Origin of the sequence: Kosakonia pseudosacchari (genome assembly GCF_015167415.1) — a bacterium.
Classification (GTDB): Bacteria; Pseudomonadota; Gammaproteobacteria; order Enterobacterales; family Enterobacteriaceae; genus Kosakonia; species Kosakonia pseudosacchari.
The window spans coordinates 244305-260584 of the sequence record NZ_CP063425.1 but is presented as its reverse complement, the minus strand read 5'-3'; the positions used below and the strand labels follow the sequence as shown (position 1 = coordinate 260584).

General features: G+C 56.5%; 15 protein-coding genes, 1 tRNA gene and 1 rRNA gene. 9 read left to right on the top strand and 8 right to left on the bottom strand.

Annotated elements, in window-relative coordinates:
• Window positions 1–187: 187 nt before the first annotated feature.
• A tRNA-Glu gene (locus IP581_RS01240) sits at window positions 188–263 on the bottom strand.
• An 83-nt stretch (window positions 264–346) separates the two neighbouring features.
• Window positions 347–1886: ribosomal RNA gene (locus tag IP581_RS01235) — 16S ribosomal RNA — on the bottom strand.
• Window positions 1887–2478: 592 nt separating this feature from the next.
• Here IP581_RS01235 and purH point away from each other — a divergent pair.
• Both purH and purD read left to right on the top strand, forming a co-directional pair.
• Window positions 2479–4068 (top strand): bifunctional phosphoribosylaminoimidazolecarboxamide formyltransferase/IMP cyclohydrolase, encoded by a 1590-nt coding sequence (purH, locus tag IP581_RS01230; RefSeq protein ID WP_193821570.1) that lies wholly within the window; start codon window positions 2479–2481, stop codon window positions 4066–4068.
• Between the two features lie 15 nt (window positions 4069–4083).
• Window positions 4084–5376, top strand: a complete 1293-nt coding sequence (purD, locus tag IP581_RS01225) for a phosphoribosylamine--glycine ligase (RefSeq protein ID WP_193821569.1) — start codon at window positions 4084–4086, stop codon at window positions 5374–5376.
• 39 nt (window positions 5377–5415) lie between these two features.
• Here purD and IP581_RS01220 read toward each other — a convergent pair whose 3' ends face one another.
• From IP581_RS01220 to nudC, 6 genes are all read right to left on the bottom strand, one after another.
• Entirely contained in the window at window positions 5416–6111 is a 696-nt protein-coding gene (locus IP581_RS01220) for a DUF1481 domain-containing protein (RefSeq protein WP_193822620.1), read from the bottom strand.
• A 12-nt stretch (window positions 6112–6123) separates the two neighbouring features.
• Window positions 6124–6396: a nucleoid-associated protein HU-alpha gene (hupA, locus tag IP581_RS01215; protein WP_017460010.1), complete on the bottom strand. Its 273-nt coding sequence runs from the start codon at window positions 6394–6396 to the stop codon at window positions 6124–6126.
• A gap of 186 nt (window positions 6397–6582) precedes the next feature.
• The gene (locus IP581_RS01210; protein WP_097402113.1) at window positions 6583–7173 is read right to left on the bottom strand and encodes a YjaG family protein; all 591 of its coding nucleotides are present in this window, start codon (window positions 7171–7173) and stop codon (window positions 6583–6585) included.
• A 33-nt stretch (window positions 7174–7206) separates the two neighbouring features.
• Entirely contained in the window at window positions 7207–7887 is a 681-nt protein-coding gene (gene nfi, locus IP581_RS01205; protein WP_193821568.1) for a deoxyribonuclease V, read from the bottom strand.
• A 9-nt stretch (window positions 7888–7896) separates the two neighbouring features.
• The gene (gene hemE, locus IP581_RS01200; RefSeq protein ID WP_193821567.1) at window positions 7897–8961 is read right to left on the bottom strand and encodes a uroporphyrinogen decarboxylase; all 1065 of its coding nucleotides are present in this window, start codon (window positions 8959–8961) and stop codon (window positions 7897–7899) included.
• A gap of 39 nt (window positions 8962–9000) precedes the next feature.
• Window positions 9001–9774, bottom strand: a complete 774-nt coding sequence (gene nudC / locus IP581_RS01195; RefSeq protein WP_193821566.1) for an NAD(+) diphosphatase — start codon at window positions 9772–9774, stop codon at window positions 9001–9003.
• Between the two features lie 83 nt (window positions 9775–9857).
• Here nudC and rsd point away from each other — a divergent pair, with 83 nt between their 5' ends.
• The 7 genes from rsd to thiH all read left to right on the top strand — a co-directional run bounded on the left by rsd (window position 9858) and on the right by thiH (window position 16110).
• On the top strand, window positions 9858–10361 hold the full coding sequence (gene rsd / locus IP581_RS01190) for a sigma D regulator (protein ID WP_086868581.1): 504 nt from the start codon (window positions 9858–9860) through the stop codon (window positions 10359–10361).
• 366 nt (window positions 10362–10727) lie between these two features.
• Entirely contained in the window at window positions 10728–12620 is a 1893-nt protein-coding gene (gene thiC, locus IP581_RS01185) for a phosphomethylpyrimidine synthase ThiC (RefSeq protein ID WP_193821565.1), read from the top strand.
• Entirely contained in the window at window positions 12620–13255 is a 636-nt protein-coding gene (thiE, locus tag IP581_RS01180) for a thiamine phosphate synthase (protein ID WP_193821564.1), read from the top strand. The genes thiC and thiE overlap by 1 nt, the downstream gene beginning before the upstream one ends.
• Window positions 13248–14006, top strand: coding sequence for a HesA/MoeB/ThiF family protein (locus IP581_RS01175; protein ID WP_193821563.1), 759 nt, complete (start codon window positions 13248–13250; stop codon window positions 14004–14006). Before thiE ends, IP581_RS01175 begins: the two co-directional genes overlap by 8 nt.
• Window positions 13987–14187: a sulfur carrier protein ThiS gene (gene thiS, locus IP581_RS01170; RefSeq protein WP_065369819.1), complete on the top strand. Its 201-nt coding sequence runs from the start codon at window positions 13987–13989 to the stop codon at window positions 14185–14187. The genes IP581_RS01175 and thiS overlap by 20 nt, the downstream gene beginning before the upstream one ends.
• A gap of 1 nt (window position 14188) precedes the next feature.
• On the top strand, window positions 14189–14959 hold the full coding sequence (gene thiG / locus IP581_RS01165; protein WP_193821562.1) for a thiazole synthase: 771 nt from the start codon (window positions 14189–14191) through the stop codon (window positions 14957–14959).
• Entirely contained in the window at window positions 14956–16110 is a 1155-nt protein-coding gene (gene thiH / locus IP581_RS01160) for a 2-iminoacetate synthase ThiH (protein WP_193821561.1), read from the top strand. The genes thiG and thiH overlap by 4 nt, the downstream gene beginning before the upstream one ends.
• Window positions 16111–16280: the final 170 nt, after the last annotated feature.

Genomic DNA, 16280 nt, shown 5'->3' with positions numbered 1-16280 from the left:
TCGTGAAACATCCGCGTGTCGCGAAAATTTGAGAGACTCACAGAACAGTTCACACTGTTCTGTGTTTCAATTTTCAGCTTGATCCAGATTTTTAAAGAGCAAATATCTCAAACATGACTCGCTGTTCACACAACGGAATCAGTTTTGAGATACATCGGCAGGTGACTTTCACTCACAAACCAGCAAGTGGCGTCCCCTAGGGGATTCGAACCCCTGTTACCGCCGTGAAAGGGCGGTGTCCTGGGCCTCTAGACGAAGGGGACGTAAAGTCTCGCTCGCAAGACGCCTTGCTTTTACTTTTCATCAGACAATCTGTGTGGACACTGCAGAGAACGGTTCTTTAAGGTAAGGAGGTGATCCAACCGCAGGTTCCCCTACGGTTACCTTGTTACGACTTCACCCCAGTCATGAATCACAAAGTGGTAAGCGCCCTCCCGGAGGTTAAGCTACCTACTTCTTTTGCAACCCACTCCCATGGTGTGACGGGCGGTGTGTACAAGGCCCGGGAACGTATTCACCGTGGCATTCTGATCCACGATTACTAGCGATTCCGACTTCATGGAGTCGAGTTGCAGACTCCAATCCGGACTACGACGCACTTTATGAGGTCCGCTTGCTCTCGCGAGGTCGCTTCTCTTTGTATGCGCCATTGTAGCACGTGTGTAGCCCTGGTCGTAAGGGCCATGATGACTTGACGTCATCCCCACCTTCCTCCAGTTTATCACTGGCAGTCTCCTTTGAGTTCCCGGCCTAACCGCTGGCAACAAAGGATAAGGGTTGCGCTCGTTGCGGGACTTAACCCAACATTTCACAACACGAGCTGACGACAGCCATGCAGCACCTGTCTCACAGTTCCCGAAGGCACCAAAGCATCTCTGCTAAGTTCTGTGGATGTCAAGACCAGGTAAGGTTCTTCGCGTTGCATCGAATTAAACCACATGCTCCACCGCTTGTGCGGGCCCCCGTCAATTCATTTGAGTTTTAACCTTGCGGCCGTACTCCCCAGGCGGTCTATTTAACGCGTTAGCTCCGGAAGCCACGCCTCAAGGGCACAACCTCCAAATAGACATCGTTTACGGCGTGGACTACCAGGGTATCTAATCCTGTTTGCTCCCCACGCTTTCGCACCTGAGCGTCAGTCTTCGTCCAGGAGGCCGCCTTCGCCACCGGTATTCCTCCAGATCTCTACGCATTTCACCGCTACACCTGGAATTCTACCTCCCTCTACGAGACTCAAGCCTGCCAGTTTCGGATGCAGTTCCCAGGTTGAGCCCGGGGATTTCACATCCGACTTGACAGACCGCCTGCGTGCGCTTTACGCCCAGTAATTCCGATTAACGCTTGCACCCTCCGTATTACCGCGGCTGCTGGCACGGAGTTAGCCGGTGCTTCTTCTGCGGGTAACGTCAATGAATAAGGTTATTAACCTTATCCCCTTCCTCCCCGCTGAAAGTACTTTACAACCCGAAGGCCTTCTTCATACACGCGGCATGGCTGCATCAGGCTTGCGCCCATTGTGCAATATTCCCCACTGCTGCCTCCCGTAGGAGTCTGGACCGTGTCTCAGTTCCAGTGTGGCTGGTCATCCTCTCAGACCAGCTAGGGATCGTCGCCTAGGTGAGCCGTTACCCCACCTACTAGCTAATCCCATCTGGGCACATCTGATGGCAAGAGGCCCGAAGGTCCCCCTCTTTGGTCTTGCGACGTTATGCGGTATTAGCTACCGTTTCCAGTAGTTATCCCCCTCCATCAGGCAGTTTCCCAGACATTACTCACCCGTCCGCCACTCGTCACCCGAGAGCAAGCTCTCTGTGCTACCGTTCGACTTGCATGTGTTAGGCCTGCCGCCAGCGTTCAATCTGAGCCATGATCAAACTCTTCAATTTAAAAGTTTGATGCTCAATGTTTCTTTATTTCTAAAGAAAAGAACTTCGTAATGAATTACGTGTTCACTCACTGAGACTTGGTATTCATTTTTCGTCTTGCGACGTTCAAGAATCCAGTCACCCTGAGTGCCCACACAGATTGTCTGATAAATTGTTAAAGAGCAGGTGCGACGCGCTTCAGCGCTCTGTCGCGAGGTGGCGTATATTACGCTTTCCTCTTTCAGAGTCAACCCTGATTTTCAGGATTTTTTCTCTTCAACCGGACCGGCTGTTTGTGTGAAGTGATTCACATCCGCCGTGTCGATGGAGGCGCATTATAGGGAGTTCTCCGCCCCCCGCAATAGAAAAATGACATAAAAATGACTGACTGCTGCATTCCACAGCAAAACCCGCCTTTATACCCATTTACGCACAGACTTATCCACAATCCGGCAAAAGTACAAAAATTCGCGAGCGCTACGCAAACGTTTTCGTTACAATGCCCGCGCAAAAATCAGCAGCCCTCGCTGGGCCGTTAGCTAAATTTGCGGATCAAAAAGATCCTACTATTTAGCTAACGCTCTCTGTTAAAGCCAAATCCAGGGGATTTACCATGCAACAACGTCGTCCAGTCCGCCGCGCTTTGCTCAGTGTTTCTGACAAGGCCGGTATTGTCGAATTCGCACAGGCGCTCTCTCAGCGTGGCGTAGAACTGCTCTCTACCGGCGGCACCGCGCGTTTGCTGGCAGAAAAAGGTCTGCCAGTGACTGAAGTCTCCGACTACACCGGTTTTCCGGAAATGATGGATGGACGCGTGAAAACCCTGCATCCGAAAGTCCATGGCGGCATTTTGGGTCGTCGCGGTCAGGATGACGCGATCATGGCGCAACACGCTATCGCGCCGATCGATATGGTGGTCGTTAACCTTTATCCGTTCGCCGAAACCGTTGCGCGTGAAGGTTGCTCACTGGAAGATGCGGTAGAAAATATTGATATCGGTGGTCCGACGATGGTGCGCTCCGCCGCGAAGAACCATAAAGATGTCGCGATCGTTGTAAAGAGCAGCGACTACACCGCCATTATTAATGAAATGGATGCCAACGAAGGTTCACTTCTGCTTGCTACCCGTTTTGACCTGGCGATTAAAGCGTTTGAACACACTGCGGCGTACGACAGCATGATAGCCAACTACTTCGGCAGCCTGGTTCCGGCCTATCACGGCGAAAGCAAAGAACCCGCCGGCCGCTTCCCGCGTACCCTGAACCTGAACTTCATTAAGAAGCAGGATATGCGCTACGGCGAAAACAGCCACCAGCAAGCCGCCTTCTATATAGAAGAAGAGATCAAAGAAGCCTCTGTTGCTACCGCGCAGCAGCTGCAAGGCAAAGCGCTCTCCTATAACAATATTGCCGATACCGATGCGGCGCTGGAGTGCGTGAAAGAGTTCAGCGAACCCGCGTGTGTGATTGTGAAGCACGCCAACCCGTGTGGTGTCGCTGTTGGTGGTTCGATTCTGGATGCTTACGATCGCGCTTATAAGACCGATCCGACCTCCGCATTTGGCGGCATCATCGCTTTTAACCGCGAGCTGGACGCTGAAACCGCGCAGGCCATCATCTCTCGCCAGTTTGTTGAAGTGATCATCGCCCCGTCCGCCAGCGAAGAGGCACTGAAAATTACCGCCGCTAAGCAGAATGTCCGCGTACTGACATGCGGCGAATGGGCGCAGCGTGTGCCTGGCCTCGATTTCAAACGCGTGAATGGCGGCCTGCTGGTTCAGGACAGAGATCTCGGCATGGTAAGCGCGAGTGAACTCCGCGTGGTCAGCAAACGCCAGCCGACCGAGCAGGAGCTGCGTGATGCGCTGTTCTGCTGGAAAGTGGCGAAATTCGTCAAATCCAACGCCATTGTCTACGCGAAAGAGAATATGACCATCGGCATCGGTGCAGGCCAGATGAGCCGCGTCTACTCAGCGAAGATCGCCGGGATCAAAGCGGGTGACGAAGGGCTGGAAGTAAAAGGTTCCGCCATGGCTTCCGACGCCTTCTTCCCGTTCCGCGATGGTATTGATGCCGCTGCCGCGGTTGGCGTGACCTGCGTTATTCAGCCTGGCGGTTCCATCCGCGATGACGAAGTTATTGCCGCCGCCGACGAACACGGCATTGCGATGATCTTCACCGACATGCGTCACTTCCGCCATTAATCCACGGAGCAGACAATGAAAGTATTAGTAATTGGCAACGGCGGGCGCGAACACGCGCTGGCGTGGAAAGCCGCACAGTCACCGCTGGTTGATACTGTTTTTGTCGCACCGGGCAACGCCGGTACGGCACTGGAACCGACGCTGCAAAACGTCGCGATTGGCGCAACCGACATTCCGGCGCTGCTGAGCTTTGCGCAGAATGAGAAGATCGATCTGACTATCGTTGGCCCGGAAGCACCGCTGGTGATCGGCGTGGTCGATGCGTTTCGTGCGGCCGGTCTGAAGATTTTTGGCCCAACACAGGGCGCCGCGCAGCTGGAAGGCTCCAAAGCATTCACCAAAGACTTCCTCGCGCGCCACAATATCCCGACTGCCGAGTACCAGAATTTTACCGACATCAAGCCTGCGCTGGCTTACTTGCGTGAGAAAGGCGCGCCTATCGTGATCAAGGCCGATGGTCTGGCGGCGGGCAAAGGCGTGATCGTCGCCATGACGCTCGAAGAAGCCGAAGCAGCGGTTCACGATATGCTGGCAGGCAACGCGTTTGGCGACGCGGGTCACCGCATTGTGATTGAAGAGTTTCTCGATGGTGAAGAAGCCAGCTTTATCGTGATGGTTGATGGCGAGCACGTGCTGCCAATGGCCACCAGCCAGGATCACAAACGCGTCGGGGATGGCGATACCGGCCCGAATACCGGCGGTATGGGCGCTTACTCGCCTGCGCCAGTGGTGACGGATGAAGTCCATCAGCGCACCATGGAACGTGTCATATGGCCAACCGTGCGCGGTATGGCGGCGGAAGGGAATACCTACACCGGTTTCCTGTATGCCGGGCTGATGATCGATAAGCAGGGCAACCCGAAAGTTATCGAGTTTAACTGCCGCTTTGGCGACCCGGAAACGCAGCCAATTATGCTGCGCATGCAGTCTGACCTGGTGGAGCTGTGCCTGGCCGCGTGTGAAGGCAAGCTGGATGAGAAAACGTCAAAGTGGGATAACCGCGCATCGCTGGGCGTGGTGGTAGCAGCAGGTGGATATCCGGGCAACTACCGCAATGGCGATGTCATCCACGGTTTACCACTGGAAGAAGTGGCAGACGGCAAAGTGTTCCACGCGGGCACCAAACTCTCTGCCGACGACCAGGTGCTGACCAACGGCGGACGCGTACTGTGCGTCACCGCGCTGGGTAACACGGTCGCCGAAGCGCAGCAGCGCGCGTATGCGTTAATGACCGATATTCACTGGGATGGCAGCTTCAGCCGCCGGGATATTGGTTACCGCGCGATTGCGCGCGAGCAAGGCAAGTAACTCCTGCCCTTTCACCCTCTCTCCGCCGGAGAGAGGGTTTCAGAAACTCTTTTCCGTCGGCTGCCAGTGGCAAAAATCTTCATTCGCCACCAGCAATAGCTGCGCCCCTTCCGGCGCTTCCAGCCATGCGACGCTTACCGCAACCGCAGAGCGATTCTGACGCTGCTCAATACGGTTTAAGGCGTAATCATCCAGATCGGGTTTCACGGTCTGCCCTTCACAGGTCTGTACCGTATGATTAGGCTGCCAGCGCCCCTGACGCAGGATCACCCGCCCCTGACGCAGCGCGTCACTGGTCTGGCGGATCTGCTCTGCCCGGTAACGATACAACGCGACCTGGTCGCTGGAAAGCTGCTGTTTCTGCCCGTCGACCTCACGCTGCATAAAACTCAGCTCGCCGCGATCGTCAAAACGGACGCGAATATGCTCCGGCGGTTTACCGTAAACATTGAGCTCAATGAGGGTTAACGCATCGCCCTGCCAGCGGTATTCACTAAGCGATGTATTCCCGTGGTGCCACGGGCTAAACGCGGCGAGCAAGTGCGTCTCACCGCCTGAATCTTTGCGCCAGATCCGCACCGCGCCCTGATCGCCGGCAAACCCGCTGGCGGTAAAAGGCGGCAAGGAAGAATCATGGCTACAGGCTGTCAGCAACAGTGCTGCGCCCGCTAACAACAGCGGGCGACGCCAGAATGACAAAAGGGGCGAAACCGCCCCTTCGACAAAACTGTTCACTGCCACGCGGTCTTACTTAACTGCGTCTTTCAGTGCTTTACCAGAAACAAATGCCGGCACGTTAGCTGCGGCGATTTTGATTTCTTTACCGGTCTGCGGGTTGCGGCCAGTACGCTCAGCGCGGTGGTTCACTTTGAAGGTACCGAAACCAACCAGTTGTACCGCATCACCTGCTTTCAGAGACTCAGTAACGGCAGCCAGGGTGGATTCCAGTGCAGCTTTCGCTTGCGCTTTAGACAGATCAGCCTTGTCTGCAATTACATCAATCAGTTGAGTCTTGTTCATAAGTTATCCTTTCAATGTGTTTATCGCTTGCTAAGCATCGAGTGCGACGGAAATGCCTCAAAAGCACTCTCCTGCATACACGCACCGATAGCCACTTATTTTCGCCCCCCAAATGTAGACCAGACGGGGGTATTAAGGGAAGCCTTCAGGCACGACAAAACAGGCGTTAAATCACGTTTTATTGTCTCATTGCTGCAAATTTATACCGATATTGCTCTCGCCGACCTCGCGCAGGTCTGCGCGCAGCCCTTTAATCAGTTCAATATCGCGTTCTTCGCAGGCAGCCAGAAGGCGGAAAATCTCCCACTGAATATCCCATTCTTGCTCAACAGCCGGGTTTTCCCGCAGCTCTTCGTCGGTCATCTCACGTCCCTGCTGGGTCATTTCCAGCATCGCAACGGTAGTGATCGACGTTTTACTGACCTCGATAGCATGCTCCAGCGTTTCGCCGCTCAGGCGCGAATGAATCAGTTCACTGAGTGCCACGCAGGCATCAATAGCCGGGTAGACACCGTACAGATCGTAGTCGTCCGCCACCGGAATCGCCTCTTCCAGTTTCTCCAGCTGGCTGTCGAAGTTCACTTTCGCGTCTTTGACGATCTGCGTTTCCCACACCAGGTCAAGGATCCGGCGGTAAAGCTGCGCATCGCCAAACTCTGTCTGTCTGCAGAACATGGCGTAATTGGGGTACATACGCTCGCACAGGCAAGCCATAAAGACGACGTGCTGCCAGCTTTCCAGCTTTTCCAGACGCAGGTGAATTGGGTTTTGTAACATGATCGTTTCTCAAAATCGGTAATGCGCGGCAGTTTACCTGATATCACGCTGAATTGCCTGCCAACGCGTAAACGCGGGCCGTCCGGATGCTACCGCGTCCGCCCAGCGAGTCGGTTCCGGTAACCGGTAACCTTTCATGCAACGCTGCACCCACGCGAGCGCGCTATCCTGGCTGACACGATGCCCGGTGGTGACAAACAGCGGGTTACAGCGCGCCTTACTGCGCCACACCCAGGCGAGCTTCTCACCTTTATCCATCAACGGGGAGAGCGCACCCGGCTCGTCCGCCAGCGGCTCGAACTTGCCACACAGCCGCTTTTTCGCCACGCCGATAGTGGGCACATCGACCAGCAAGCCAAAATGGCTGGCAACGCCAAGACGGCGCGGATGGGAAATACCGTGGCCATCGACAAACAGCAAATCGGGTTTTTGCGACAGCTGTTCCCACGCCGCCAGCAGCGCCGGGTATTCACGAAAAGAAAGGAAACCAGGGATATAAGGCATGGTGGTGGCGATACGCGCCACCTGATATTCCATCAGCTCCAGCGAGGGCCAGGAGAGCAGCACCATCGCCGCTCGCGTCACTTCTCCACCCTGCTCAAAACCGACATCGGCCCCGCCGATCAATGTGGGCGGATCTTTATCCAGCCGATCCTCGCGGATCACGGATGAAGCCAGTTCAAGCTGTTGTGCGCGTAGTGACGCGAGATCCATACTCTCTCCTTACTGATGCCAGGAGGCCGAAAGACGGTGCACCGCCTCGACAAATACTCCTGCATGTTCCGGCGGGACATCCTGATGAATGCCGTGACCGAGGTTAAACACATGACCTTCGCCTTTGCCAAAGCCCGCGAGAATCGTCGCGACCTCTTCTTCAATGCGCGCAGGCGGCGCGTAAAGCATAGACGGGTCCATATTGCCTTGCAGCGCAACTTTATGACCAACGCGACGGCGCGCATCGGCGATATCGGTCGTCCAGTCGAGGCCCAGCGCATCACAGCCTGTTTCTGCCATCGCTTCCAGCCACTGCCCGCCGCCTTTGGTGAATAACGTCACCGGCACGCGTCGACCTTCATTTTCACGCAGCAGACCATCGACAATTTTGTGCATGTAATAGAGCGAAAATTGCTGATAATCGCGCCCGGTCAGCACGCCGCCCCAGGTATCGAAAATCATCACGGATTGCGCGCCCGCGCGGATCTGCGCGTTCAGGTACAGCGTGACGCTCTGCGCCAGCTTATCCAGCAGCGCATGCAGGGTGTGCTGCTCGGCGTACATCATCTTTTTAATCACGGTAAAGGCTTTGCTACTGCCGCCTTCCACCATATAGGTTGCCAGCGTCCACGGGCTGCCGGAAAAGCCGATCAGCGGCACTTCCCCTTTCAGCTCACGGCGAATGGTGCGCACCGCGTTCATCACGTAGCCCAGTTCGTTTTCCGGGTCTGGCACCGGCAGCTTATCAACATCGGCCTTGCAGGTGATGGGCGAGGTAAAACGCGGCCCTTCCCCGGCTTCGAAATAGAGCCCCAGCCCCATCGCATCCGGCACGGTAAGAATGTCGGAGAAAAGGATCGCCGCATCAAGCGGGTAGCGGCGCAGCGGCTGTAGCGTCACTTCGCAGGCCAGCTCGGCGTTTTTGCACAGCGACATAAAATCGCCCGCTTGTGCGCGGGTCGCTTTATATTCCGGTAAATAACGGCCTGCCTGGCGCATCATCCACACCGGGGTCATATCTACTGGCTGGCGCTGGAGCGCGCGCAGGTAACGATCGTTTTTCAGTTCGGTCATTGTCAGTTCCTCAAGCGTCAGGCCGCCAGTATATACACCTTATTCGTCGTCTGCCCGACACATCGCCACCGTATCCTCGATGAGGCGGCGCGCAACCGTACCCGGCGGCGGTAACAGCGGCAGGTTGTCATAGCGATACCAGCCCGCGTCCAGCAGCTCTTTCGGGTCAATGTGGATTTCGCCGCTGTCATATTCCGCCATAAACGCGGTCATCAGCGATTGCGGGAATGGCCACGGTTGCGAAGTGACATAGCGCAAATTTTTCACTTTGATACCGCTCTCTTCCATCACTTCACGCGCCACCGCCTGTTCAAGGGTTTCCCCCACTTCGACGAAACCAGCGAGCACCGTGTAAATGCCATTGCGATGGCGCGTGTGCTGCGCCAGCAAAATAGTGTCATCACGGCGAATGGCGACAATGATGCAAGGCGCGATTTGCGGGTAATAGCGCTCGCGGCAGTGATCGCACAGCATTGCCCACTCGGTTTTACTGGGGTGCATTGTGTGCCCGCAGTAACCGCAAAACTGGTGTGAACGATAAAACTCCGCCAGTTGCACGCCGCGCCCCGCGAGTTGAAACAGCCCCACGTCTTGATCGATGAGCAGACGTACGGATCCCATATCCTGCCGACGATTCTGGCGGATCATCCATACCGCTTCACCCTGCCACTCGCCAATGTGAAGCGCGCTCTGCCCCACAAGATCGAAATTTCCTGCCTTGCCATGTGGTAATTCCCCGCCGGGCATCCATAATTTTTGTTCATGGCTGACGATCCACCAGCCCTGATCGTGTGCTTCAATAATACGTACCATTTGGTGAACTACCTTCGCTTTACTGGCATGTTATTAACATTATTATTACATTGTTTTGATCTTACATATTTGCGGAGCCATTTATGCTAAACCAGTTAGAAAGCCTGACAGAGCGCGTTGGAGGAAGTAACAAACTTGTCGACCATTGGCTGCAAGCGCGTAAGCAACTGCTTGTTTCTTATTACAATCTGGTTGGCATTAAGCCTGGTAAAGGATCCTACATGCAGCTTAACGAAAAAGCGCTGGACGACTTTTGCCACAACCTGGTGGAATACCTTTCCGCTGGCCACTTCAATATTTATGAACGCATCATCAGCGAATTGGAAGGGAGCAGCCCACTTTTAGCGGCGACGCAGCTTTACCCAATGCTTGAAGCGAATACAGTAGAAATCATGAACTATTACGACTCCAGCCTGGAAAACGCCATCGATGACGATAACTGTCTGGAGTTCCAGCAAGCGCTCTCCGATATCGGCGAAGCGCTGGCCGCCCGCTTTACCCTTGAAGACAAGTTAATCGTGCTGGCCTTTGATAACAACCTCAAAGAGAGCGCCAACGATGAAAGCGGCATCGCGCGACCCGCTTGAGTTCTTAAACATTAACGCGTAATTTAAAAAGCAGTCCCCCGTCTTCGGACGGGGTTTTTCTTGTCGGAGTGCCTATATTTCCACGGCATCATTCGCGATGCGTCGAGGCGGCAAGTTCGTGAATCCCTGGAGCTTACATTAAGTAAGTGACTGGGGTGAGCGAACGCAGCTAACACAGACACCATGCGAAAGATGACGTGTAAAAGGCTGAGACCGTTCATTCGGGATCCGCGGAACCTGATCAGGTTAAAACCTGCGAAGGGAACAAGAGTAATCCATTCACATCAACCACCCTCACGGGCGGTTTGCTGCCATTACTCCATCCGTCGTCTGACAAGCCATATCCTTTACATTCTGGAATGAGCTATGTCTGCAAAACTTACACGCCGTGAACAACGCGCCCAGGCGCAACACTTCATCGACACGCTGGAAGGCACCGCTTTCCCCAACTCACGCCGCATCTACATCACCGGTTCGCAACCCGATATCCGCATCCCGATGCGCGAAATCCAGTTAAGCCCAACGCTTACCGGCGGCACAAAAGAACACCCGCAGTTTGAAGAAAATGAAGCGGTGCCGGTGTACGACACCTCGGGTCCGTATGGCGATCCGGATATTGCGATTGATGTCCAGCAAGGGCTGGCGAAACTGCGCGCACCGTGGATTATCGCCCGTGACGACAGCGAAACGCTGGAACAACGCAGCTCTGCCTATACCAACGAACGGCTGGCCGATGACGGCCTCGACGAACTGCGTTTTCGCGGTTTACTGACGCCGCGCCGCGCGAAAGCTGGCCAGCGCGTCACGCAGTTGCACTATGCCCGCAAAGGGATCGTCACGCCGGAGATGGAGTTCATCGCCATTCGCGAAAACATGGGCCGCGAGCGCATTCGCAGCGAAGTGCTGCGCAGGCAGCATCCGGGCGAGGGTTTTGGCGCCAGGCTGCCGGAAAACATCACCCCGGAATTCGTGCGTGATGAAGTCGCCGCCGGGCGCGCGATTATCCCTGCGAATATCAACCACCCGGAATCGGAACCGATGATCATTGGCCGCAACTTCCTGGTGAAGGTAAACGCCAATATCGGCAACTCGGCGGTCACGTCTTCGATCGAAGAAGAGGTGGAAAAACTGGTCTGGTCGACGCGCTGGGGCGCGGACACGGTCATGGATTTATCCACCGGCCGTTATATCCATGAAACCCGCGAATGGATCCTGCGTAATAGCCCGGTGCCGATCGGCACAGTGCCGATCTACCAGGCACTGGAGAAGGTTAACGGGATCGCCGAGGATCTCACCTGGGAAGCATTTCGCGACACCTTGCTGGAGCAGGCGGAGCAAGGGGTGGATTACTTCACCATCCATGCGGGCGTGCTGCTGCGCTATGTGCCGATGACCGCGCAGCGCCTGACCGGCATTGTCTCGCGCGGCGGCTCGATCATGGCGAAATGGTGCCTCTCCCATCATCAGGAAAACTTCCTCTATACCCACTTTCGCGAGATCTGTGAAATCTGCGCCGCCTATGACGTTTCGCTGTCGCTTGGCGATGGCTTACGCCCAGGCTCCATTCAGGACGCCAACGACGAAGCGCAGTTTGCCGAACTGCACACGCTTGGCGAGCTGACCAAAATCGCCTGGGAGTATGACGTCCAGGTAATGATTGAAGGCCCGGGACATGTGCCGATGCAGATGATCCGCCGCAACATGACCGAAGAGCTGGAACATTGCCACGAAGCGCCGTTCTACACGCTGGGGCCGCTGACTACCGATATCGCGCCGGGTTATGACCATTTCACCTCCGGCATTGGCGCGGCGATGATTGGCTGGTTTGGTTGCGCCATGCTCTGTTATGTCACGCCGAAAGAGCACCTTGGCCTGCCGAACAAAGAGGACGTCAAACAGGGGCTCATCACCTACAAGATCGCCGCTCACGCTGCCGACCTGGCCAAAGGCCACCCTGGCGCGCAGATCCGTGACAACGCCATGTCGAAAGCGCGTTTTGAGTTCCGCTGGGAAGATCAGTTTAACCTCGCGCTCGACCCGTTCACCGCGCGCGCCTACCACGATGAAACGCTGCCGCAGGAATCCGGCAAAGTCGCGCACTTCTGCTCCATGTGCGGGCCGAAATTCTGCTCAATGAAAATCTCGCAAGAGGTGCGTGACTACGCAGCAGCCCAGGCGATTGAAGTCGGCATGGCGGATAAATCCAGCGACTTCCGCGCACGCGGCGGCGAGATCTACCTGAAAAAGGAGGAAGCCTGATGTATCAGCCCGATTTCCCGCAGGTGCCTTTTCGCCTCGGGCTTTACCCGGTGGTCGACAGTGTTGCGTGGATTGCCCGTTTACTGGAGGCGGGCGTGCGCACCCTGCAACTGCGCATCAAAGATAAACGTGACGAAGAGGTTGAAGCGGATGTGGTGGCAGCCATCTCGCTAGGCCGCCGCTATCACGCGCGGCTGTTTATCAACGATTACTGGCAACTGGCGATCAAACACCAGGCTTACGGTGTGCATCTTGGTCAGGAAGATCTGGAAACGACCGATTTAAACGCCATTCGCGCAGCGGGTTTGCGCCTTGGCGTCTCCACGCATGACGATATGGAAATCGACGTGGCGCTGGCGGCGCGCCCCTCTTACATCGCGCTGGGGCATGTCTTTCCCACGCAAACCAAACAGATGCCTTCTGCCCCGCAGGGGCTGGAACAACTGGCGCGTCACATTGCGCGGCTGAAAGATTATCCAACCGTCGCCATTGGCGGCATTAGCCTTGCGCGGGCTTCGGACGTGCTGGCAACCGGCGTGGGCAGCATTGCGGTGATCAGCGCCATTACCCAGGCGGATGACTGGCAACAGGCAACCTATCAATTGCTGCAGCTGGCGGGGGTGGGCGATGAATGATCGCGATTTTATGCGCTACAGCCGCCAGATCCTGCTGGAGGATATCGCGGTTACCGGCCAGCAAAAATTGCTCGCCAGCCGGGTACTCATTATCGGCCTCGGAGGGCTTGGCGCACCGGCGGCGGTCTATCTTGCTGGTGCGGGGATTGGCACGCTGGTGCTGGCAGATGATGACGCCGTACACCTGAGCAACTTACAGCGGCAAATCCTGTTTACTACCGATGATATCAACCAGCCGAAAACCCAGGTCACTGCGCAGCGCCTGCACAGGTTAAACCCGGATATTGAGCTGATTACGCTCCAGCAGCGCTTAAGCGGCGAGGCTCTGCGCGAGCAGGTTCAGCAGGCCGATGTAGTGCTCGACTGTAGCGACAACATACTGACGCGCCAGGCGATCAACGCCGCCTGCGTGGCACTGGAGACCCCGCTTATCACCGCCAGCGCGGTCGGTTTTGGTGGTCAGTTGATGGTACTGACACCGCCCTGGCAGCAGGGCTGCTACCGCTGTTTATGGCCGGACGACAGCGAGCCAGAACGCAACTGTCGCACCGCCGGTATTGTCGGCCCGGTGGTCGGCATTATGGGCGCCATGCAGGCGCTGGAAGCCATCAAATTGCTGAACGGCCTGCACACCACCAGCGGCGAGTTGCGCCTGTTTGATGCGCGTACCAATCTTTGGCGCACGCTGGCGTTGCACGCTTCCCGCCAGTGCCCGGTTTGTGGAGGGCGACATGCAGATACGCTTCAATGACGAGTCGATGAACTGCGTCGCAGGGCTTTCTGTCGCGACCCTGCTTGAGCAACTCAACCAGCTCAAACCCGGTGTCGCGCTGGCCGTTAATCAACAGATCCTGCCGCGCGAGCAGTGGGAAAACCACCTTGTGCAGGAAGGCGATCACATCCTGCTTTTTCAGGTTATCGCAGGGGGCTGAGATGTTACGTATTGCAGAAAAAGAGTTCACTTCACGGCTATTTACCGGTACCGGCAAATTCGCCACACCACAACTGATGGTCGGGGCAATTCACGCGTCGGGCAGCGAACTGGTGACACTGGCGATGAAGCGTGTCGACCTGCGCCAGCGCACCGATATGCTGTTGCAACCCTTGCTGGATGCGGGTGTGACGTTGCTGCCTAACACCTCCGGAGCGAAAAACGCCGAAGAGGCCATTTTCGCCGCCCAACTGGCGCGCGAAGCACTCGGCACGCACTGGCTAAAACTGGAAATTCATCCGGATGCCCGCTGGCTGCTACCCGATCCCATTGAAACCTTGCGCGCAGCGGAAAAACTGGTGCAGATGGGTTTTGTCGTTCTGCCTTATTGCGGTGCCGATCCGGTGCTGTGCAAGCGGCTTGAAGAAGTGGGCTGCGCGGCGGTCATGCCGCTGGGCGCACCGATCGGTTCCAACCAGGGGCTGGAAACCCGCGCCATGCTGGAGATTATTATCGAGCAGGCGAATGTGCCGGTGGTGGTCGATGCCGGGATCGGCGCCCCCAGCCACGCGGCGCAGGCGCTGGAGATGGGCGCGGATGCGGTGCTGGTCAATACCGCGATCGCGGTCGCCGACGACCCGGTTAACATGGCGCGCGCTTTTCGCCTGGCGGTTGAGGCCGGAACACTGGCCCGCCAGGCCGTACCGGGCGCCCGTCAGCGTTACGCGCAGGCCACCAGCCCGCTCACCGGTTTCCTGGAGGAAACATTATGAGCACCTTCACTGACCGCTGGCGGCAATTGAACTGGGATGATATCCGCCTGCGCATCCACAGCAAAACCGCCGTCGATGTCGAGCGCGCCCTCAATGCCCGGCAGCTCACGCGCGACGATATGATGGCGCTGCTCTCCCCCGCCGCCGCCGGTTTTCTGGAACCGATGGCACAGCAAGCGCAGCGGCTCACGCGCCAGCGTTTTGGCAACACTGTCAGCTTCTATGTTCCGCTTTATCTCTCTAACCTTTGCGCCAACGACTGCACCTATTGCGGGTTTTCGATGAGCAATCACCTGAAGCGCAAAACACTGGATGAGCAGGAGATTGCGCGTGAATGCGCGGCGATACGCGAACTGGGGTTTGAGCATCTGTTGCTGGTCACTGGCGAACATCAGGGCAAAGTCGGGATGGACTACTTTCGCCGCCATATGCCGGCGATCCGTCGCCAGTTCGCCTCGCTGCAAATGGAAGTGCAGCCGCTTTACGAAGCGGAGTACGCCGAGCTGAAAACCCTTGGTCTTGATGGCGTAATGGTCTACCAGGAGACGTACCACGAAGGCCAGTACGCACGTCACCATCTGCGCGGTAAAAAACAGGATTTCTTCTGGCGGCTGGAGACGCCGGACAGGCTGGGCCGCGCGGGTATCGACAAGATTGGACTCGGCGCGTTAATGGGCCTGTCCGACAGCTGGCGGGTGGATTGCTATATGGTTGCCGAGCATTTGCTGTGGCTGCAACAGCGCTACTGGAAAAGCCGTTATTCCATCTCTTTCCCTCGCTTGCGCCCTTGCGCAGGCGGCGTGGAACCGGCGTCGGTGATGGATGAGCGGCAACTGGTGCAAACCATTTGCGCGTTTCGCCTGCTGGCACCGGATACGGAGCTGTCGCTATCCACGCGCGAATCACCACACTTTCGCGATCACGTTATTCCGCTGGCGATTAATAACGTGAGCGCGTTTTCCAAAACGCAGCCGGGCGGCTATGCCGATAATCACCCGGAACTGGAGCAGTTCTCGCCCCATGATGGACGCCGCCCGCAGGAAGTTGCCGATGCGCTGATCGCCCGTGGGCTACAACCGGTGTGGAAAGACTGGGATAGCTGGCTGGGACGTGTGCCGCAAAAAAGCGGCAACGCGCAGATAACGGGTTAACACGTTTTCGGCCTGTTACGTAAAAGCAACATCGGGCGATAGCGGCTTGTCGCCCGAACCGTCATGCTTGCGCTGTCAGGTTATGAGACTGACCGGAGCGGGCGCTCTTCCTCTCTTCCGCTCCGCCTTACTCACTTCAGGTACGCTATCTCTTGCGCAGCCCCTATACT